Here is a 20524-nt window from a genome sequence, read left to right as displayed (position 1 = left end):
TGCTTGTAAAAGTAATTAACCGACAACTAGCGTTCTCTCTCCAGGCTTCCAGTTCGCCGGGCACAAACCGCCTGTTTGTAACGCTTGCAGAACACGCAGCGTTTCATTAACATCACGGCCAATGTTGTTATGGAATACAACCTGGTACATGAGTTCTCCCTCTGGATTAATAATAAACAATCCACGCAGCGCAACGCCTTCTTCTTCAATAAGCACACCATACTCTTCAGAAACAACATGATTCGTATCGGCTGCTAAAGGATAATTTAAACCGCCTAGTCCGTTATTATTACGATCTGTATTAATCCATGCAAGGTGGGTGTGGACTGTGTCCGTGGATACCCCAATAACCTCAGCATCCAAATCCTCAAATTCATCATAACGGTCTGAAATAGCTGTAATCTCAGTTGGACACACAAAAGTAAAATCCATTGGGTAGAAATATAGCACGGTCCACTTGCCGTTCTTTATATTTCCTTCTAAACTAACTTTTCGAAATTCTTTGTTAGGCATGACTGCATCCATTTCAAAATGAGGAGCCTGCTTTCCTACTTTAAGTTTTTCCACTTTACTCACCCTTTACTATGTTATTTTAGTTGACCTTGCAAGAATGTTATCATAATTATAAATTAATAATCAATACTTTTTTATAATAATTTTAATTAAGTAATCATATTTAACCTAATCTTATGATAAAAGGCAACAAAGAAATGGTTAGTTTGAAGATTTATAGAAAGTTTGTTTCTTAGATAAATAATTTAATTACTAGTGACCTTCTCGCTTTTTTCTACAGCATGTCCCCCAAATTCATTACGCAAAGCCGCTACTACTTTACCCGTGAAAGTATCATCTTCAAGGGAACGATAGCGCATTAGCAAGGACATGGCGATGACTGGAGTAGCTGCCTGAAGTTCAAGGGCTGTTTCAATTGTCCATCTCCCTTCGCCAGAAGAATGCATAATTCCTTTAATTTCTTCTAATTTCTCATCCTTTGAGAAAGCATGTTCTGTTAATTCCATTAGCCATGAACGAATAACAGATCCGTGATTCCACACTCTGGCTACTTTTTCGTAATCATAATCAAACTCACTTTTTTCCAATACTTCAAATCCTTCTCCAATAGCCGCCATCATTCCATATTCAATTCCATTATGGACCATTTTCAAAAAGTGACCGCTGCCCGCTTTTCCTGCATATAGATAACCTTTCTCTACAGCAGTATCACGAAAAACAGGCTCTACCACAGCCCATGCTTCAGGATCTCCGCCTACCATATAGCATGCTCCATTCCTCGCTCCCGCCATTCCTCCAGAGGTTCCTGCATCCATAAATCTTACGCCAAATTTCTTTAATTGGTTGTAACGACGGATTGACTCTTTGTAATGAGAATTCCCTGCCTCGATAACAATATCACCGGCTGATAAAAATGGCGTGATTTCATTAATCACTGAATCAACAACTGCGTGAGGCACCATGATCCAAATAACTCTTGGCTGTGTTAACGATTGAACGAGATGTTGTAAATTTGACGTAGCTTCCGCACCGTATTTTCTCATTTCTTCCACAGCATTAGGATTGACATCAAAAGCCACTACTTCATAATTATGATCAATTAAATTTTGGCCTAAATTCAACCCCATTTTTCCTAATCCAATTAATCCAATTTCCATCTAGAATTCCTCCTTAAAAAAAAGATTGAGTGAGAACATTGGAAATATTGCGATAATTTGTTAAATTTATAGATAAGATCAGCTTAAATTTCAACTTGAAAAGTTTGTTTGAAGACTTTCTACGGAGCATAAATAACAGAACCGGCTAATCACACTGTTCAATGCAATACTGGAAGTAGTTTGTTCGTTTTTCTTAAACGGAACGTATGAAGCGGGGAAGCATTTCTTGAAGCTAAGTTTTTGGCTACGCCGAAGAAACGGCAATCATTTTCTTTGCAAATATTCTAATCTGGAATCGCTTTCTCACTTGTATCACCCCCCTACGTTCCTCAAACAGTTAGTAGTAATAATGCAAGTATAGTCTGTAAGATATCTAATTGTAAGTATGCACTTTTTATACATATAGTTATAAAAAGTATACTATCACCCTAAGGAGATGAAGAAAATGGGACATCTTTGCAACAAAATATTTAACTGTGAAAAAGAGCTAACCCTTTCTGTAATTGGCGGAAAATGGAAAATGCTTATACTGTGGCACCTTGGAAAAGAAGGCACAAAACGGTTTAACGAATTGAGAACTCTCATGCCTGGTATTACACAAAAAATGCTTGTAAACCAACTTCGCGAACTGGAAGAAGACCTGATTGTCCATCGTGAAGTTTATCCTGTCGTTCCTCCAAAGGTAGAATATTCATTGACGGAACAAGGGCGGAGCTTGATTCCTATTCTAGAAATTATGTATGAATGGGGAAAAAATTATAAAAAAACCATTGCAGACGAGTTGGGAATAGAAATCAATGAAGCTGTAAAGTAAATAAGTCTACTATCAAAAAAACATGTACAAGGTTCCGTACATGTTTTTTTGATAGTAGACTGACAGGACCCTCATCTTTTTCGGCTATTAATTGCTTCCTCCCCCCTTTAGTATATTTTTAGTGACTATATGATATTAAAGTGCGTACTTCTTTTTTAAAAAGATACCCACTAGAATAAGTTATAGATTCACCACTAACCAAAAACATTTAAGGAGTGAAGTAGAAATGGAATTACAATTAGCATTGGATCTTGTAAACATCCCACAAGCAAAGGAAGTAGTAAAAGAAGTTGAAGGGCACATCGACATCGTTGAAATTGGCACACCAGTGGTAATTAACGAGGGCCTTAGAGCGGTAAAAGAAATTAAACAAGCCTTCCCTAATTTAAAAGTATTAGCTGACTTAAAAATTATGGATGCAGGAGCATACGAAGTAATGAAAGCGTCTGAAGCAGGTGCGGATATTATTACCGTACTAGGTGCAACAGATGATGCCACAATTAAAGGTGCAGTAGAAGAAGCTAAAAAACAAGGAACACAAATTCTTGTTGATATGATCAATGTAAAAGACCTTGAGCAGCGTGCGAAAGAAATCGATGCGCTGGGCGTTGACTATATTTGTGTACACACGGGCTACGATCTTCAAGCTGCCGGCGAAAACTCTTTCCAACAATTACAAACTATTAAGCGCGTAGTAAAAAATGCAAAAACAGCTATTGCAGGCGGTATTAAATTAGATACACTGCCAGAAGTGGTCGAAACACAGCCTGACCTTGTCATTGTTGGCGGCGGAATTACTGGTCAACAAGATAAAAAAGCTGTAGCTGCTAAAATGGAATCCTTAATTAAACAAGAATCACTTGCATAAGAAAGGGAACCATTACTATGCAAACGACCGAATACTTAAATGAAGTCATTAAAGAGTTGAGCCATACGACTTCCCAAATAGCTAACGAAGACGCTGAAAAGCTGGTTAATCATATTTATCAAGCTAAAAAAGTTTTCGTAGCGGGTGCAGGTCGTTCCGGATTTATGGCAAAATCTTTTGCTATGCGGATGATGCACATGGGATTGGATGCTTATGTAGTGGGAGAAACCGTGACTGCCAACTTTGAAGAAGGCGATATTTTAATTGTTGGCTCCGGCTCCGGCGAAACAAAAAGCTTAGTTTCCATGGTCGAAAAAGCTAAAGGTATCGGCGGAACGATAGCGGCGATTACAACTGCTCCTCAATCAACGATCGGAAAATTAGCAGATGTGACCATTAAATTGCCAGGTGCTCCTAAAGATCAGACACAAAGCGCATACCAAACCATACAGCCTATGGGTTCTTTATTTGAACAGACTCTTCTACTTTTCTATGATGCTGTGATTTTGAGATTTATGGAGAAAAAAGGTTTAAATTCCCATACTATGTACGGAAAACATGCTAACTTGGAATAAGAAAAAATTGTTTAATTTTTAACCGGTCAAGTATCGAAATCATTCTCACTCACCTCGTATAAATAAATTGGACATTGGTTTTTGGCTCGGCCCCCCTTAATCGTTATATAAATATTTCTAATCACCTGAGTCCCTATAGAAGACTCAGGTGATTTTAGTTTCCATGCGGCGATATAAGCTATCCTTCTCTCTTAAACCCTCTTACTATTACTTTTTATAAAAAGTTTATAAATTTATGGCAATAAAATCAAAAATAGGCAAAGCTTCAAAAAGAATTAAAAATCTCACGATCAATGCTTTAAACGTCTACCTGGCATTACCGTTGATATCTCTGAAGATGCAGAAAGAGTAAAAAGCCTCATAGCCTGTTCTTGGAATGTGGAGGCTGAAAGCAAGATCAGGCGAACTCATTCAACTTACAGACATCATTTTCAGTAGGTATAGGAGAAAAGTAAAAATGCTTATAGCAACTTTGTATAAATCAATATAACTATAGCTTTTCAGCTTACAGACACAAAAACCCTGAATAAAGAACCTCTTAAAATTCCACTACTCGGGGCGGTTTATTAATTTACAGGTAGCCTCTTTCTACTTCTCTTCCTTATCAATTTCTTTTTCTTTAGTGTTGGTATAGTCGTATTCCGATCTGTCTACAGGTGTAAAGTTTGGCGGTGAGTAAAATCTGAGCAAATCACCATTCACGACTCGATCTGAAAGCTCCAGCTTGTATTCCGCATCCTGCTGAAGTTCCTTAGCTTCTGACAGCTGGAATTCTTCTAACTTTTCCCCGGTGGACGAATCGTAAAATTTACCATTAATAGACGTAATAGACGGACTGACAAAGTCACCATTACGGAATGGTACCAGCGAATCATGCTTGCCGGACAATATATCGGTACCGAATTGAATATATTGCTTTGAATCAATTCCGAGCAAATGGAGAAGGGTTGGAAGCAAGTCAATTTGTCCGCTGTATTCATGGTTGACTCCCCCTTCTATGCCGGGTACATGGATAAACAGAGGCACTCTTTGTAATCCTGCACTTTCAAAAGAGGTTATTTCTTTTCCTAGCACTTGTTTCATCGCTTTATTATGATTTTCAGAAATGCCATAATGATCACCGTACATAACAATCACCGTATTCTCATATAAGCCGGCTTCTTTTAAATCTGTGAAGAATTGCTCTAATGCTTCGTCCGCATATCGAGCCGTTTGGAAATAACGATCAACAGATTTATCCCCAGTTGTATGAGGCGCAATCGTTGTCTCTTCGTCCGCTATTGTAAACGGGTAATGATGGCTTACTGTAATAAATTTCGTGTAAAACGGCTGGGGCAATGATTTTAATAGAGGCATCGACTGCTCAAAAAATGGCTTATCCATTAAACCGTAATCCGCCAAATCCTTAGGATTCATTTCATAGTAGCTGGAATCGAAAAACTTATCGTAGCCAAACGATTTGTAAATCTCATTTCGGTTCCAAAAGCTTCCTGAATTCCCATGAAATACAGCCGACGTATAATCATATTGATCTAAAATAGCCGGAGCTGCCTGGTATGTGTTTAATCCTTTTGTTGTGAAGGCTGCTCCTTGCGGCAGTCCATACAAAGAGTTTTCAATCATAAACTCTGCATCCGCCGTTTTTCCTTGAGCTGTTTGATGGAAAAAGTTATCAAAATAAAGGGTGTTTTTATCCCTTGTTAACGAATTTAAAAATGGTGTCACTTCTTCCCCTTGCAACTTATAATCCATTAAAAAGTTTTGAATGGATTCGAGATGCAAATAGATGACATTCATTCCTTTAGCTGCACCAAAATATTTCGGATTTGGTTCTGCGTAATTTGTTTTTACGTAATTGTCTACTTCTGTGATATCATCACTATCCGCTAGTACCCTCTGGGCAGAAGCCCTCGTACTTTGAACGGTATCGTAAATCGTGTAATTGTACATTCCTAAATATTTTACGATATATTTACGGTCAAATCCCCTTGTCAATAACTCAGGACGGTCCACCTCTGCTAATGCCAGGTTAACGCCTGAAATCCCTATCCCTAACAATAGGACCGCACTTGCTTTCAAGCGATTCATATCTTTCATTTCGACCTTTACCCATTTCAAGACCAGTACCCCTATTAAAAGGACAAAGTCAATGAAAAATAGAAAGTCATATGGTTTTAAAAGGTACGCTACACTAGTGCTTACATCTCCAAAATTTTCAGTTTGGGTTAACGTTGGCAGTGTAATGAAGTCATTGAAGGACCTATAATATAAAGCATTAGCAAACAATAGAACGGACAATAGCGCGTCCAGAGTTAACAGGGCTATATATTTTTTTCTTCCTTTAAAAAAGAACGCCAGGCCTAAAAACAGCAAGGACGAACCTAAAGGGTTTAGGAACAGCAGAAACTTCTGCACGATATTGTCTATTCCTAATTCAAATTGTGTTAATTGGACAACATAGGTTTTGATCCATAGCAGAACGGCTGCTGTCATAAAAAAACCGATAAATTTGTTTGAAAATCCTTGAACTTTTTGAAACACATTACTCATTCTTATAAACCTGCCTTCTAGCAAACTAGCTTTTTAAAATTAATACGTAGTGAGATTCTTTTGACATTACCTATCGTGTGACTTCTGACTTTGAGCAAAGTGAGGAAGAGCCTTAGTCAGGGCTGCCACTGCTATACGATACATTGTTTATATGTCGGATATGTGTCCAAACGAACAACTTCGACAAAATAGGGCTAATGACCTGGAGCACACTATCCGCGATTAGGAAATGACTAAAAAATGAAGGAAGGATTTTAAGAGTAAAAATGATAATACAGAATGAGGACAAAGTTATTTAATTTTAAATTTTGATACAAACACTTCATCGAACTTAAAAAACGACAATACATCGTTTAATATCTAGTTTTTTCTTTAACAGTGACTGTTTTGGGAAGAGCACTTCTAAAGAACCTGCCAAGTAAAGCTCCTGATCGTTAGCCAAGTTGTATGGTTTTATCGAAAAGAAGTAAAAAATCTCCTTGCCATCCAAATAGCTAACCTCTAAAACGTTACATATGAACCTAAGTCAAAATTTAAAAGATTAAACACGCTCATAGATATTGTTACAGAATTCAATCATCTATACGAGAATAACAAAACTGCCACAGTTTTAGTGATATGCTCAATTCCTTGCTACGTATTGATCCACAAAAAAACCCCTTCTCTATGATTTAGAGAAGGGATACTAGACCAATATAAACATTTCCTCAAGATGTTTCTCTCGATTTCTCTATGCTTAGTTCCAGTGTTTCCACCTTTAATTTGCGTTCTTTTTGGGCAACATGGAACACAATGTATATCCAGATGATGACGATAGCTGTATAAATCACGTTGTGAATGGTGTGGTCAATGGTTGTGTAGCTCAAAATAGACCGCACGTTTGTAAAAATCAGCATCCCGCTTACGATGACAGCTAGTATTCTTGTCGGCAGGCTCTTCACAATCCAGGCAGCAATAGGTGCGGCGATGACTCCGCCAAGCATGATCGCTCCTGCCCAAAGCCAGTTAATGTTTCCAACGCCAAGTGAAATCATGAATCCGATTGTGGCGGAAGAAGCGACAGCAAATTCACTGACGCTAACCGTCCCAATTACTTTCCTTGCCTCTACTCCTTTTTGTGACAGCAGAGCCGGTGTAGCAATCGGTCCCCATCCGCCGCCGCCGCTTGCATCAAAAAAGCCAGCAACGAAGCCCAGTGGCAAATAAAAACGATTCGTTAATTTTTTATGTTCTTGCTTGCGCGCGTCTTTTAAAAATAGAAAGCGCGCTAGAATGTATAACCCTAATGCAAATAAAAAGATAGACACATACAGCCGGACATAATCACCCGTTAAATGACTTAAAAACGTTGCTCCTGAAAATGCGCCGATCGAACCGGGGATAATAAGGCGTTTTGCCATTTGTTTATCAACGTTTCCAAAACGCATATGTGAGACTCCTGAAGCTGCAGTCGTCACAACTTCTGCCATATGAACAGAAGCAGAGGCAATGGCTGGTGCGATACCGGCAGAAAGCAAAAGTGTAGTAGATGTAAGACCATACCCCATTCCGAGCGACCCGTCTACGAGCTGCGCAGCAAGTCCAACAAGTGCTAATATGACAAATCTCTCCAACCTTCTCCCCTCCTCCTCATCACGGCGTTGTTACATGGGCAAATGGCCGAATTTCATGTAAAAACGCTTCTCTTCTTTCAATATCTTTATAAAAAATCGGATCAGCTGCTATTTTCAGCAAATGACGGCGTACTGCCCGATCCGGCTCTACTTTCTTGATCACTTGTCTGACTTCGTATAAAAAATCAAGATAATCTTCATAAGACTCATCATATTGTTCTTCTAGTTGATTTCTAATTTGTTTGGCAAGAGTAGGACTTGCCCCTCCAGTTGAAACGCTAACGACGAGACGGCCTCTTTGCAAAGAAGCTGGGATCGTACTGTTGCCAAGGTCTGGCTGTTCAGCATGAACAACAAGCTTACCAGCTGCTTTTGCTCTTCTCGCTATTTCATCATTTACTGCTTTTGAATCTGTTACTGTCATAACTAGGAAAGCATCGTGGTAATCTTCTTCCTCAACTAGTTTTTGCAAAACCGTCACGAAGCCTTCGCTAGCTAGTCTTTCTATTTCCGGGTGAATCGCTGGGCTTACCACATGTACGTGTAATCCGAACCTCAGCAAATTATTGATCTTATGAAGGGCCACTTCTCCGCCGCCAACAACCACGATTTTCTCATCTGTTAAATCAACCATGATGGGAAACATAATGATATCCTCCTGTCGGATCTGCTTCTCTTATACGCTCTTTCATAATGTTCCTAATAGATGAATGATAGCCAAGACACTTTGTTAAAATAATGGATTCTTGTGATTCAAGAGAACGAATTTCTTTTTCCATTGTTTTAGAGAGAATACCTGTAAATAACAGATAAGGCAGGACCCATAGCTGAGCCGGCTTTTGCTGGTGAATCCTCACTAGCTCCTCTTTAAATGATGGAGTAGCAGCGGCTAAATATCCAATATTCACATCTAATAACTTGGTTTTATAACGGAATAGATCGCGGATCGCAGCAAAGTCCTCTTTCGTTTGGGGATCACTGCTTCCGCGCCCGACAAGTAATACAGAAGCATCCGGCATAATCGGCTGTCCCGTTTCCCTCATACGCTCCACTAAAATATCCACCATGGCTTCATGGACACCAAGCGGCTTCGCATAATAAAAGACGACAGAGGGAAAGGCAAACTGTACTTTCTCTAGCTCCATCGGGATATCCTTCTTGGCATGCCCTGCAGCAAGCAGCAGAAATGGAAAAACAATAATTTCTGTTGCCCCTTGTGCTACGCAGCGGGACACTCCCTGTTCGATCGTCGGTTCGGCTAACTCCAAGAAGCATGCCTCTTGAATCGGAATATCGATAAACGGCTTTGTCCGTTCAATAAAAGCAAGCGCCTCATCTCGACCTTTTTTCACTCGGCTGCCGTGGCAAATATACAGAACGGCTTTCATTGGCCAGCACCTGCTGCTAAGACAGCATCGGTTTCCCAATCGCCAAACCATTGTAATTGTTCACGAAGCCGGACAACTTCCCCAACAACGATCATGCTTGGGTTCGTAATGCCTTCTGCTTTTACGATATCGACAATCGTTTCAAGTGTGCCCGTCACGGTTCTTTGTTCTTTCGTTGTACCCCAATGGATGAGAGCAACTGGCGTTTCTGGAGACTTACCGTGCGAGATTAATTTCTCCTGTATATAGGGGAGATTTTTCACTCCCATATAAATCGCTAATGTATCAATCCCATTGGCCAAAGCTGACCATTTCAATTCTTCTTTTTCCCCTTCACGTCGGTGGCCGGTCACAATGGCAAAAGAGGCACTGTGCTCTCTATGGGTAACAGGAATACCGGCGTAGGCAGGAGCGGCAATTCCAGAAGTAATGCCAGGAATCACTTCGAAGGAAACTCCGTGTTCAACAAGGAAAGCTGCTTCTTCACCGCCTCGGCCAAAAACAAAAGGATCGCCACCTTTTAACCGTACGACGTTTTTGCCTTTTTTGGCATGCTTAACGAGTAAATAATTAATCGTTTCCTGCTGTAGATGGTGATGGTCCGGTAGTTTTCCACAAAAAATCAATTCTGCCTCTGGCTTTGCATACTCTAAAAGCTCAGGGCTAATTAACCGATCGTAAAGGATAACATCTGCCCCTTTAATAGCCTTTAAGCCTTTCACTGTAATTAAGTCTGGATCACCGGGACCTGCTCCTACTAACCACACTTTTGCCATAATGGCCACCTCCGCTTATTTCTTTGAAGCACAGCGGACTAGATGTCCGCTGTTTTCCCACATTTATTTCATCATCAAACCCACTGTTTCCTTTTCATAAAATCAATAAGCTGATCGACGCATTCATCAACTGAATAAAGATTTGTTTCTAACACTAATTCTGGCGCAGCTGGTGCTTCATAAGGAGAAGAGATACCTGTGAATTCTGGAATCTGTCCAGCGCGAGCTTTTTGATAAAGCCCTTTTGGATCACGTGCTTCACACTCCTCTAATGGGCAGCTGACAAACACTTCAATAAATTCATCCTTCTCAAGCAGCTGGCGAACCGTTTCCCGGTCCTCTTGAAATGGAGAAATAAACGCCGTAAATACAATTTGACCGCTATCAACGAATAATTTAGCTACTTCTCCGATTCGCCGGATATTTTCTTTTCGATCTTCATCAGAAAAGCCTAAATCTTTATTTAATCCATGGCGAATGTTATCCCCATCCAGAACATAAGTGTTCACACCAAGATCATGTAATCTTTTGGCTGCTGCATTAGCCACCGTTGATTTTCCAGATCCCGAAAGACCTGTAAACCAGAAAACTGCACTATGATGCTTGTTTTTCGCCCGTTGATCTTGCTTTGTTAATGCCTGCTCGTGCCAAACGATATTTGTGCTCATTCGTCTTTCCTCCTATTGAACCGTTTCTTTCTCTCGTAACCCGCGGATTAATACGTCAATTACTTCTTTACGGCTGAAAGTGGATGGAGGCACTTCTCCAGCTCGCAGCATTTCCCGTACCTTTGTACCTGAAAGAATCACGTGGTCTTCTTTGTCATGCGGGCATGTTTTAGCTGAGGCCATGCTTTCGCATTTTTTGCAATAAAAGCTGTGTTCAAAGAAGAGCAATGTAATGCCGATCTCTTCTGCAGAGAACTGATCAAAAATCTTTTGAGCATCATACGTTCCGTAGTAGTCACCGACTCCCGCATGGTCACGGCCCACGATAAAGTGCGTGCAGCCATAGTTTTTACGGACGATCGCATGGAAGACCGCTTCTCTTGGACCAGCGTAACGCATAGCAGCCGGAAAAACAGCAAGCTTTACCCGATCTTTCGGATAATAATCCTTTAATAGCACTTGATAGCTCTCCATTCGCACATCTGCTGGGATATCATCCGATTTTGTTTCTCCTACAAGCGGATTTAACAAAAGACCATCTACAATTTCAAGTGCTGTTTTTTGAATATATTCATGAGCACGGTGAACCGGGTTTCTTGTCTGAAAACCAACAATTCGCTCCCAGCCCTTTTCTTTAAAAATAGCTCTCGTCTCGATGGGATCAAAGTAAAATTCGCTGAATTGGCTTCGTTCAATTCGACGAATTAACGTAATAGGCCCTCCGATATAAACAGATCCGCGGTCTAATAATTTTTTCACCCCTGGATGAGCTGTATCGGTTGTCTTATATACTTCTTGGGCTTCTATCTGCTGATCCGGCCGGTAAATCTCTTCAATCGTCAATACACCGTAAGGAAGACCGTTGTGAACGAGTAACACTGTCTCCTCTTCTTGAAGCGAAGCCGCCTTTTCTTCTGTTACAGGCAGCGTAATCGGCAAGCTCCAAACCGTTCCATTAGCGAGACGAAGATTAGAGACGACAGAATCATAATCCTCTTTCGTTAAGAAACCGATTAGCGGGCTATAAGCTCCTGTACCGATCAATTCCAGGTCACTTAAAGCTGTCTGATCTAATTCAATCTCTTTCTGAATGCCAGAGATATCTAAATCAGGATGAAATAATTGAACTAACTTGCCGCCATGCGGTATACTTTGAGTCATTTTAACTCCTCCTAAGTTAATTAATCTTATATAAATAGTATGATTTAAAGGTAAAAAAATTAACTTGTATGCAGCCCACATTCTGTTTTTCCAGTGCCTGACCAGCGTCCGGCCCGCATATCCTCAAGAGAATAAGCCGGTTTTGTACAAGTTTCACACCCGATACTTGGGTAACCTTGGTCATGAAGCCGGTTGTAAGCAAGCTCGTGTTTTGTCACGTAGCGCCAAACATCCTTCCATGTCCAATGAATTAAAGGACACACCTTTACTTTTTTAAACTTATGGTCCTGATTTAAGAAGTTTGTATGCTTTCTTGTTTCTGATTGTTCTCTTCGCAATCCTGAAATCCAAGCAATAGATGGTGCCAACGCCTTTGAGAGCGGCACAATTTTTCTTATATTACAACATTGGTTCGGCTCGGTTTTCCAAAGATCTTTTCCATGCTGAGCAGTCTGCTCATCGATCGTTAAATCGGGCTGCTGCAAATGAATGCGGAGAGACGGATAATTCTTTTTCACTTCATCAATGACTTCATAAGTTTCTTTAAAGTGATAGCCGGTATCTAGAAAAACAATTTCCGCATCCGGTTTTACTTTCGAAATTAAATCGATAAGCACAATCCCCTCTATTCCGAAGCTGCAGGCATATACAAGTTTCTCACCGTACTCCTCATAAGCCCATTGAAGGGTTTCAAGCGCTCCTTTTGTTTCACTTTCCGCTGGAAAAAGCGGGACTTCTTTTTCATTCCACTGTTCATATGTAACCATTTTTAAACACCTACTTTACAGATAGGATTTGATGAATATAAATAATCTTATCAGAAAATTTTCTAAAGTCAAAGCCTATTTTTAAAAAATTTCCTTTTTCTTTTCAATAAAAGAAGTCCGCGTTTAATTTTATCATCAAAAGGAATAGTAAAAGAAGAAAGCATTGCAAACAAGGAGATGAAAAAATGGAGCAGTTAAAAACAGAAATCCTCAATATCCTGAAAGAAAATAAAGTTGGTACACTGGCAACAGTGAAAAACAATAAGCCCCATACCCGCTACATGACTTTTTACAATGAGGAATTAACACTTTATACACCAACAGGGAAAGATACGTACAAGGTAGAAGAAATTGACCAAAATCCACACGTTCATATCTTGATCGGTTATACTGGCGAGGGAATAGGCGATACGTTTCTTGAAATTGAAGGAACCGCTAAAATAGATGATTCGCAACAAACGAAAGAGCGTCTTTGGAACGAAGAGATCGCCAAATGGTTCGACGGTCCGAATGACCCTAACTATATCGTCCTTACCATTACGCCAAATACGATTCGTTACATGAACAAAGGAGAAGATACTCCTCAAGTCTTGGAATTATAAAGGCCTGAGCACCTTCTTATATAAGAAGGTGCTTTCGTCTGTTTCCTCCTCTTCCCTTCTATCTCTATGGAATTTATATACTGCTTGGATTATATAGCAGCATAAATGGGTATACTACAGAAAAGTATGTTTATTCACCATCTTTGAAAGGAGGAATTTGATGACTCATCGACGTGTATGCGCAGAATGCAATGGATTAGGCAGAGTTCCTCTAATCAGAGGGTTCCTCATCAGCAAAGTATGTAAGCATTGCCACGGTGCTGGGAATCATGTAGCTTATCGCTTCCACCCCCCTTCTCTAGGCAGCGAGTTTGGCCAGGAGTTTACTTATAAATAAAGAGAGGTTATCCGCGTGAAAGAACAGGATATCATTTTATACGGGAAGGAAAAGTATCGGATTGTACGGATTGACCGGGCCGGTTATTGTGATATTATGCGTCTCTCCCCTCCACATCAAGTAGAACTGACTCACATTAAACATTTAAAACACTGCCCCATCATTTCTCAATCTTAAGAACCAGACCGGTTAACAACTGGAGGTTCTTTTTTTGTGCATTCCTTTTGTTTGCTAGTGGAACTGCTCTCCCTTTTCACTCTATAAGATGGTATAATCGATACGATTATGAATAAATGGAGGAAGAATACTATTGATTACTGTACAGGATGTCAGCCTGCGCTTCGGCGATAAGAAATTATTTGAAGATATTAATATTAAATTCACCCCTGGGAACTGCTACGGGTTAATCGGCGCAAATGGAGCCGGCAAATCTACTTTTCTAAAGATTCTATCAGGAGATCTTGAATCTCAAACCGGTCACGTGTCCATGACACCTGGCGCGCGTATGGCTGTATTAAAACAGAACCACTTTGAGTACGAGGAAGAAGAAGTACTCAAAACCGTCATTATGGGCCATGCGCGCTTGTATGAGGTTATGCAAGAAAAAGACGCCATCTATATGAAAGCTGATTTTACCGATGAAGACGGAATGAAAGCAGCAGAGCTTGAAGGAGAATTCGCTGAATTAAATGGCTGGGAAGCAGAATCAGAAGCGGCGATCCTGTTAAAAGGGCTCGGTGTCTCTGAAGAACTTCATGCGAAAAAAATGGCAGAACTGACGGGTTCTGAAAAAGTAAAAGTATTGCTTGCACAAGCTCTCTTTGGCAAGCCGGACGTTCTTCTTCTAGATGAGCCGACCAACCACTTAGATATCCAAGCGATTCAATGGCTCGAAGAATTCCTTATTAATTTCGAAAACACGGTCATCGTCGTTTCGCATGACCGGCACTTTTTAAATAAAGTATGTACGCACATTGCTGATTTGGATTTCGGTAAAATTCAAATTTATGTCGGAAACTACGACTTCTGGTACGAGTCCAGCCAGCTAGCAGCGAAAATGGCTCAGGATGCTAATAAAAAGAAAGAGGAAAAAATCAAGGAGCTTCAAGCGTTCATCGCCCGTTTTAGCGCCAATGCATCAAAATCTAAACAGGCGACTTCTCGGAAAAAGTCGCTTGAAAAAATTACACTCGATGACATCCAGCCTTCCTCCCGTAAATATCCATACGTTCATTTTAAACCAGAGCGTGAAATCGGCAATGACTTATTGCGTGTGGAAGGTTTAACAAAGACGATCGATGGTGTAAAAGTGCTTGATAACGTTAGCTTTATTATGAATAAAGACGATAAAATCGCTCTTGTCGGTACAAATGAATTAGCGAAGACGACTTTATTCAAAATTTTGGCTGGCGAAATGGAGCCGGATAGCGGAACATATAAGTGGGGCGTCACGACGAGCCAATCGTATTTTCCAAAAGACAACAGCCAATATTTTGAAGGCTCTGAGTTGACACTTGTTGAATGGCTTCGTCAGTTCTCTCCTGAAGATGAGAGTGAAAGTTTCTTACGCGGATTTTTAGGCCGTATGCTTTTCTCAGGAGAAGAAGCTTTGAAAAAAGCAAGTGTCCTGTCAGGTGGAGAAAAAGTCCGCTGCATGCTTTCTAAAATGATGTTATCCGGGGCAAATGTCTTATTAATGGATGAGCCGACAAACCACTTGGACCTTGAATCTATTACAGCTTTAAATAATGGATTGATCAATTTTAAAGGCTCGCTCATCTTTGCTTCTCATGACCATCAATTTATTCAAACGATCGCGAATCGGGTGATGGATCTTACACCGAATGGCTTAATCGACAAGCAAATGACGTATGATGAGTATTTGGAAAACACAGACTTACAAAAACAAATAAAAGAGATGTATCAAGTCTCTTAAAAATTAATAAAACAGTCGGGAGTTTTTTGCTCCCGACTGTTTCTGTTTTAAACGATATCTGCTTGCCTTTGCTTTTTCTCCAGCCACTTCATCGTAAAACTAGATAGGATAATCCCTGCCTCATATAAAAGAATAAGCGGGATTAGCACAATTAATTGCGACAGAAAATCAGGTGGTGTGATTAAAGCAGACAAGACAGCAAAGATCAGTAAAGCATACTTCCTTACTTTTTTTAGTTTTACTGGTGTGACGAGCCGTATCGCTGTTAAAAACATTAATAATAGCGGGACTTCAAATAAGACCCCCATCGGGACAGTTGTCATAATAAGAAAATGAAAATACTCTTTAGCCGTGATCATCATCTCAAAGTTTTTTGCTCCAAGTCCCATTAAAAAACGATAAATCGTTGGGAAGATGACATAAAAGCCAAAAGCAATCCCTGTCACAAAGCTTCCTAAAACGGCGGGAAGAAACACCAACGCCATTTTTCTTTCCTGTGCCGTCATCGCCGGCCGAGAAAAAACCCAAAGCTGTCCCGCGATGAATGGTGCGGATAATCCTAACGCCAGTACTAATCCGATTCCGGCATACAGCCTGATCACTTCCAGCGGTCCAAGCATCACCAATTCATGCTCACGAGACAAGAATGGAATGATCTTATGCATAAACAAAAGCAGACAGCCGAATATCATAAGTACGCAAATAACAGAATGCAGGACTACTTTTCTTAAATCTGTTAAATGCTCGACTAGCGTTTGTTCTTCTTCCAACACTTCTAGGGATATATCTTCCGAAGTTTCTCGTTCTCCCATCCTCTTCCCCTCCTGTTATGCTTTTGGAGACTGGTCCTCTTTTTTGTTTTTAGCGTCGTCTTCTTCCATCAGCTTATTCGCCCCGCGTTTAAACTCTGCCAGCGTTTGCCCAAAAGCAGAACCAATCTCCGGCAGCTTCTTCGGGCCGAAAATAATCAAGGTAATGACTAGAATAATAATCAATCCTGGAATCCCGATATTCGCAATACCCATTATGCTCTCTCCTTTTATACAAGGCTGCCGCCTTGTTTACTATATTTCATCATGCCTTCTGCTGCCCGGTAAGCCAAAGCCCCAACAGTCCCTGTAGGATTGTAGCCGCTATTGTGAGGGAAAGCAGAAGCACCAACAACAAATACATTTTCTGCATCCCACATTTGCAGGTAATTGTTCACAGCCGATGTATTAGGATCGGCGCCCATAATGACACCGCCCGTATTGTGGGTCGTTTGATATGGGACAATATTATATTTCTCAGCCGACTTAATGGTTACAACCGTGTCTGCTCCCATCTCTTTCATAATCTCACTGCTTTTTTCACCGACAAACTTAAATAAGTTTTTATCTTGCTCGGTAAAATCGTACGTCAGCCTTAAAAGCGGTTCCCCGTAAGCATCTTTATACGTCGGGTCTAAGTCCATATAGTTCCGGCGAAACGGCATGGACGCCCCCTGAGCTCCTATATTTAAAAAGCGGTTATAGTAATGAATCGATTTAGCTTTAAATTCTTTCCCCCATGTCGGTGTATCAGGAGGAACCGGGTTATTTTGAATAGGCCGGAGACCTGTTTGCGTAATCGACACACTTCCTCCATGAATAAAATCAACATCCGAGTGATCAAAATTATCGCCATTAAAATCATCTACAGTGGCCCCTAGGGCTCCTGCCCCCATAAAGGTGTTAAATTGCTCTTTTTCAAAAAACCCAACAGATCCCGGAAGAATTTGATAACAGTAGTTTTTGCCGATCACACCTGTTCCACTGTTCGGGTCATAAGGTTTGCCAATCTTAGATGTTAACAATAGCTTTGCATTATTCATAACATAACTCGTTAAAGCAATCATATCGGCTGGCTGCTCAAATTCTTCGCCTGTTAATACATCTACATACCGGACACCGGTTGCTTTTTTACCGTCATATAAAATCCGCGTAACGTTTGAGTGGGTGCGCAATTCGTAATTTCCCGTCTTTTCGGCTGTGGGGATTACCGTCACATTTGGGCTTGTTTTTGCGCCGTATTCACAACCGAAGCGCTCACAGAATCCACAATATTGGCAAGCGTTGATTTGTTCACCATCAGGGTTTTTATACGCTTTGCTTAAATTAGCCGATGGCATGTGATACGGATGGAGCCCTAACTTTTTGGAGGCCTCTTTAAAACGTTTCGTAATAACCGTTTCTTTCATTGGCGGCGTCGGATAGGCATTCGAACGCTGACCACCTAATGGACTTGGCTCTCCGCTAACCCCGATTGTTTTTTCAAATCGATCAAAATAAGGCTCCAGCTGGTCATATGTAATGCCCCAATCTTGTATTAAATAATCAGCCCCTATTTTGTTTTTACCGTACTTTTTCTCTGTCATCGTTCTAATTTGGAAGTCATAAGGCAAAAAGCGAAAATTTTGTCCATTCCAATGTACGCCAGCACCGCCAAGTCCTTCTCCAATCAAAAAGGAACCGAGCTGTCTCATTGGAAGCGCGCGTTCATTCGGTGCATTGCGAAAGGTAATCGTTTCCTTTGATGTATCCTGCATTAATTCATAACGAATCGCATATCGGTATTCATCATGAACCATTAAAAAATCTTTTGTTGAGCGCGAGGCGCCGCGTTCAAGTCCTACTACTTTTAACCCTTGCTTGGCAAGTTCAGCAGCAATAATGCCTCCTGTCCAGCCAACCCCAATCGTGACCACATCTACTTTAGGCAATTTCTTTGCCATGAACGTTCCTCCTTTTACTTATGAAATACGTGTAAGCTTTGCGGCTTAATTTTCTTAAACTCTTTCGCTTCAATCTGTGAAAGATAGCTCGCCTGATGGCCAGGAAAGTTTTTCATTTTCCATCCTTCCATATTGGCATTTCCTCCGTATACCGGATCAGAATAGGCCCCTTCTAGAACGGCCGAGCGAAGAAGACTAAAGAATACGTTAGAATCCGTACCTCTTAACGGCACTTTTCCTTGCTCAAACTGTGAAAGAATCTCGTCCTGCTGTTCCCCATCTAATTCATCAAACTTTTTATTATAGTTTTTCTGGCTTGTTTCTTTCAGCATGCGAATCCCTTCATTAAACACCTGATTTCGCTTTAATGGAGACTGATACCCTTGCGTTTCCGTGCCTGGAAAAAAAGGCCCCTGCATGTATTCACGAGTGCTATTCCCGTAATTTCCAGCTAACTGATGATCAATATAATAAGGAACGCCGAGCCCGATTGCTCCTGGCCCATTTTCGTCTTCTGGGAAGATTCTCTCCGTCGCAGCGCTTAATACTTGGAAATCTTCTCGATCGGTAAAGTAGATCAGCGCCCGTGTACTTGCTTCGCTGTTTTCTTGTTGATTATGTCCCGTTTCATGACTAGTTTTTACTTTTCCATCGTTATCCAGATTTGTACCGATTAATGCACCTATTAATCCACCGCCAATAGCAGCACCGCCTGCAACCAAACTGGAATTGCGAATGAACCTTCTTCTCGTCATCGTCACTTTTTGATCTTTATCAGTCATTGTGATCTTCCTTTCAATTAAGCAAATAAGAAAAGTCGATTTCCTTAATGTTCCATCATTTCCATAATGTTAAAAGAATAAACAAAGAATAAACAAAAAATAAACAGAAAAAGGAAAAAGTGAGAGAAGCATAACAAATGTGAAGTTTATGGTTTGTTCTTTGAGGTAAACGAGTAGAGACAACAAGAGATTTGCATAAAGGGGTTTTAAGATGTTTGCGTTCAATGACATGGTTACCTTCGCCTGGGCTTTTTTTATTACCCTCCCGCTCACGTTAATCATTCATATAGGTGGACACGCATTCTTTGCCTGGCTGTTTGGCGGGACAACGAAGCTAACAATCGGGAGAGGGAAGATTATTTTTTCTTTTAAAAAAATTGAAGTTCGAAAATTTTATTTCGTAGAGGCGGCTTGCTTTTACGATCAATTGAGGAAAGACAAGCGTTGGAAGCATGCGCTGATTTATGCAGGCGGACCATTGTTTAACGTATTATCGATCATCCTAGTAAATGGTCTTATTCATATGGGGTATTTACCGACCCATTTGTTTTTTTATCAGTTTGTTTATTTTTCTCTATACCTCATCTTCTTCTCTCTTATTCCGATTGATTACGGAAAAGAAAACCCGAGTGATGGCAAGGCTATTTATGATGTTTTAAAATACGGCAAAGTATATAAGGAATTTTATTAAAACAAAGTGCCTGCGAGGCTTGATCCCCGCAGGTAATTTGTTATTTCTATCATTTAGGCAGACAATAAAGCACGGGCAATGCCGATAAAATACTCAGATTCCCGAATAATATGATTTAATACCGCTACAGCCACTGGGTTATCTTGAACAGTTTTGCTTCGTTCTTTGATCTGCCGGCACAATTCGATAAAATCCATGCTTTGCTCCAGGCAGAAGTCTGTTAATTTTAATACTTGCTGCTGAAGTGCAACAGGAATATAGCTCCCTGAACGAGAAACCGCTTCAATAAATTGAACAATTTTTTGATGAGTGGCTGCCAGTGCATTTTCCCACTCTTTTAATGCTTGGACATATTTTGATTCTAAATTAGGCAAAAGTTCTCTGATCACAACTGTATGTTCTTCTTCCTGATGCTTCCAAAATTCCGCCTCATCTAAAATGCGGAGCGGCATTTGAGGACCGTAATAAAACTGCATCTTGCTCCCTCCCTATATTCATCTAAGAAATCATATGAAGGAAAGACAAGCGTTATGTTTTAATAAAAGTTTTCCACTCCCCTATTGTGGATATAGTA

23 protein-coding genes are annotated in these 20524 nt (G+C 40.5%); 8 read left to right on the top strand and 15 right to left on the bottom strand.

Annotated features, from left to right (window positions below):
* Nucleotides 1–15 precede the first annotated feature (15 nt).
* Entirely contained in the window at nt 16–567 is a 552-nt protein-coding gene (locus A8F95_RS18685; RefSeq protein ID WP_065411922.1) for a peroxiredoxin, read from the bottom strand.
* Between the two features lie 191 nt (nt 568–758).
* Entirely contained in the window at nt 759–1670 is a 912-nt protein-coding gene (gnd, locus tag A8F95_RS18680) for a phosphogluconate dehydrogenase (NAD(+)-dependent, decarboxylating) (RefSeq protein ID WP_065411921.1), read from the bottom strand.
* 445 nt (nt 1671–2115) lie between these two features.
* On the opposite strand from gnd, the gene A8F95_RS18675 reads away from it, so the two are divergent.
* From A8F95_RS18675 to hxlB, 3 genes are all read left to right on the top strand, one after another.
* A complete protein-coding gene (locus A8F95_RS18675; RefSeq protein WP_065411920.1) occupies nt 2116–2484 on the top strand; it encodes a winged helix-turn-helix transcriptional regulator in 369 nt (122 codons plus the stop codon).
* A gap of 226 nt (nt 2485–2710) precedes the next feature.
* Nucleotides 2711–3352: a 3-hexulose-6-phosphate synthase gene (gene hxlA / locus A8F95_RS18670; protein ID WP_065411919.1), complete on the top strand. Its 642-nt coding sequence runs from the start codon at nt 2711–2713 to the stop codon at nt 3350–3352.
* A gap of 17 nt (nt 3353–3369) precedes the next feature.
* Nucleotides 3370–3927 carry a 6-phospho-3-hexuloisomerase gene (hxlB, locus tag A8F95_RS18665; RefSeq protein ID WP_049662032.1) on the top strand — a complete coding sequence of 186 codons (558 nt, stop codon included), beginning with the start codon at nt 3370–3372 and terminating at the stop codon, nt 3925–3927.
* A gap of 588 nt (nt 3928–4515) precedes the next feature.
* On the opposite strand, the gene ltaS is transcribed toward hxlB, so the two are convergent.
* The 8 genes from ltaS to A8F95_RS18625 all read right to left on the bottom strand — a co-directional run bounded on the left by ltaS (nt 4516) and on the right by A8F95_RS18625 (nt 12850).
* Nucleotides 4516–6477, bottom strand: coding sequence for a lipoteichoic acid synthase (gene ltaS / locus A8F95_RS18660; RefSeq protein WP_095407491.1), 1962 nt, complete (start codon nt 6475–6477; stop codon nt 4516–4518).
* Nucleotides 6478–7184: 707 nt separating this feature from the next.
* Nucleotides 7185–8090, bottom strand: a complete 906-nt coding sequence (locus A8F95_RS18655) for a sulfite exporter TauE/SafE family protein (protein ID WP_065411918.1) — start codon at nt 8088–8090, stop codon at nt 7185–7187.
* Nucleotides 8091–8109: 19 nt separating this feature from the next.
* Nucleotides 8110–8736, bottom strand: a complete 627-nt coding sequence (locus A8F95_RS18650; RefSeq protein ID WP_065411917.1) for an NAD(P)-dependent oxidoreductase — start codon at nt 8734–8736, stop codon at nt 8110–8112.
* On the bottom strand, nt 8717–9478 hold the full coding sequence (locus tag A8F95_RS18645) for a sirohydrochlorin chelatase (protein ID WP_065411916.1): 762 nt from the start codon (nt 9476–9478) through the stop codon (nt 8717–8719). The genes A8F95_RS18650 and A8F95_RS18645 overlap by 20 nt, the downstream gene beginning before the upstream one ends.
* Nucleotides 9475–10254: a uroporphyrinogen-III C-methyltransferase gene (gene cobA / locus A8F95_RS18640; RefSeq protein ID WP_065411915.1), complete on the bottom strand. Its 780-nt coding sequence runs from the start codon at nt 10252–10254 to the stop codon at nt 9475–9477. Before cobA ends, A8F95_RS18645 begins: the two co-directional genes overlap by 4 nt.
* Nucleotides 10255–10328: 74 nt before the next feature.
* Nucleotides 10329–10922 (bottom strand): adenylyl-sulfate kinase, encoded by a 594-nt coding sequence (gene cysC / locus A8F95_RS18635; RefSeq protein ID WP_065411914.1) that lies wholly within the window; start codon nt 10920–10922, stop codon nt 10329–10331.
* Nucleotides 10923–10934: 12 nt separating this feature from the next.
* On the bottom strand, nt 10935–12083 hold the full coding sequence (sat, locus tag A8F95_RS18630; RefSeq protein WP_065411913.1) for a sulfate adenylyltransferase: 1149 nt from the start codon (nt 12081–12083) through the stop codon (nt 10935–10937).
* Nucleotides 12084–12142: 59 nt separating this feature from the next.
* Nucleotides 12143–12850: a phosphoadenylyl-sulfate reductase gene (locus tag A8F95_RS18625; RefSeq protein WP_065411912.1), complete on the bottom strand. Its 708-nt coding sequence runs from the start codon at nt 12848–12850 to the stop codon at nt 12143–12145.
* A gap of 185 nt (nt 12851–13035) precedes the next feature.
* On the opposite strand from A8F95_RS18625, the gene A8F95_RS18620 reads away from it, so the two are divergent.
* The 4 genes from A8F95_RS18620 (at nt 13036) to A8F95_RS18615 (ending at nt 15725) form a co-directional block, all read left to right on the top strand.
* Nucleotides 13036–13452, top strand: coding sequence for a pyridoxamine 5'-phosphate oxidase family protein (locus tag A8F95_RS18620; RefSeq protein ID WP_065411911.1), 417 nt, complete (start codon nt 13036–13038; stop codon nt 13450–13452).
* A 160-nt stretch (nt 13453–13612) separates the two neighbouring features.
* Nucleotides 13613–13789, top strand: a complete 177-nt coding sequence (locus A8F95_RS22695) for a hypothetical protein (RefSeq protein ID WP_176713755.1) — start codon at nt 13613–13615, stop codon at nt 13787–13789.
* Between the two features lie 15 nt (nt 13790–13804).
* Complete coding sequence (locus A8F95_RS22690) at nt 13805–13966, top strand: hypothetical protein (RefSeq protein ID WP_176713754.1); 162 nt, start codon at nt 13805–13807, stop codon at nt 13964–13966.
* A gap of 133 nt (nt 13967–14099) precedes the next feature.
* The gene (locus A8F95_RS18615) at nt 14100–15725 is read left to right on the top strand and encodes an ABC-F family ATP-binding cassette domain-containing protein (protein WP_065411910.1); all 1626 of its coding nucleotides are present in this window, start codon (nt 14100–14102) and stop codon (nt 15723–15725) included.
* A gap of 47 nt (nt 15726–15772) precedes the next feature.
* Here A8F95_RS18615 and tatC read toward each other — a convergent pair whose 3' ends face one another.
* The 4 genes from tatC to A8F95_RS18595 are packed head-to-tail and all read right to left on the bottom strand — an operon-like array spanning nt 15773 to nt 19259.
* Nucleotides 15773–16537 carry a twin-arginine translocase subunit TatC gene (gene tatC, locus A8F95_RS18610; RefSeq protein ID WP_065411909.1) on the bottom strand — a complete coding sequence of 255 codons (765 nt, stop codon included), beginning with the start codon at nt 16535–16537 and terminating at the stop codon, nt 15773–15775.
* Nucleotides 16538–16552: 15 nt separating this feature from the next.
* Complete coding sequence (gene tatA / locus A8F95_RS18605; protein WP_065411908.1) at nt 16553–16750, bottom strand: twin-arginine translocase TatA/TatE family subunit; 198 nt, start codon at nt 16748–16750, stop codon at nt 16553–16555.
* Nucleotides 16751–16764: 14 nt separating this feature from the next.
* Nucleotides 16765–18477: a GMC family oxidoreductase gene (locus A8F95_RS18600; RefSeq protein WP_065411907.1), complete on the bottom strand. Its 1713-nt coding sequence runs from the start codon at nt 18475–18477 to the stop codon at nt 16765–16767.
* Between the two features lie 14 nt (nt 18478–18491).
* Nucleotides 18492–19259: a gluconate 2-dehydrogenase subunit 3 family protein gene (locus A8F95_RS18595; RefSeq protein WP_049662019.1), complete on the bottom strand. Its 768-nt coding sequence runs from the start codon at nt 19257–19259 to the stop codon at nt 18492–18494.
* A 211-nt stretch (nt 19260–19470) separates the two neighbouring features.
* Between A8F95_RS18595 and A8F95_RS18590 the strand changes: the two genes are divergently transcribed.
* Nucleotides 19471–19950, top strand: a complete 480-nt coding sequence (locus A8F95_RS18590) for a zinc metalloprotease (protein ID WP_065411906.1) — start codon at nt 19471–19473, stop codon at nt 19948–19950.
* Between the two features lie 53 nt (nt 19951–20003).
* Here the strand turns inward: A8F95_RS18590 and A8F95_RS18585 are convergent, their stop codons facing one another.
* Entirely contained in the window at nt 20004–20426 is a 423-nt protein-coding gene (locus A8F95_RS18585; protein ID WP_049662017.1) for a DUF2935 domain-containing protein, read from the bottom strand.
* Nucleotides 20427–20524 lie beyond the last annotated feature (98 nt).

The organism is Pseudobacillus wudalianchiensis (assembly GCF_001685015.1).
Classification (GTDB): Bacteria; Bacillota; Bacilli; order Bacillales; family Domibacillaceae; genus Pseudobacillus; species Pseudobacillus wudalianchiensis.
This window is presented reverse-complemented; position numbering and strand designations above follow the sequence as displayed.